The following is a 357-nucleotide window of genomic DNA, read 5'->3' on the forward strand; positions in this document are numbered from 1 at the left end:
AATATATGTGCTGCAGTGAGCTCTTTTGAAATCTCTGTAGAAAGCCCACCTACGGCAAACCCAGCCAATGATGATCTCGACCTAATGGTTTGTGATGATGATGCAGATACCTTTAATGTGTTTGACCTTACGGTTAATGAGGCAAGTCTTACCGGTGGGGATCCTTTACTATCTGTGACCTATTATGCAAGTCTTGCAGACCAGATGAGTGATACTCCTATCGTAGACCCTACGGCTTATACAAATATTCAGAACCCACAGACGATACAGGCAGTAGTCTCTAGCGCAGCAGGATGTACCGACCAGACTACTTTTGACATTGAGGTGTTACCATTACCTACGCCTAACACAATGCCA

At 44.5% G+C, this 357-nt stretch carries 1 protein-coding gene; it reads left to right on the plus strand.

Annotated features, from left to right (window positions below; genetic code table 11):
* The coding region (locus Q0948_RS14875; RefSeq protein WP_298354517.1) for a hypothetical protein at positions 1–357 on the plus strand (357 nt) is incomplete at both ends.

This window comes from uncultured Dokdonia sp., from assembly GCF_947496725.1.
Lineage (GTDB): Bacteria > Bacteroidota > Bacteroidia > Flavobacteriales > Flavobacteriaceae > Dokdonia.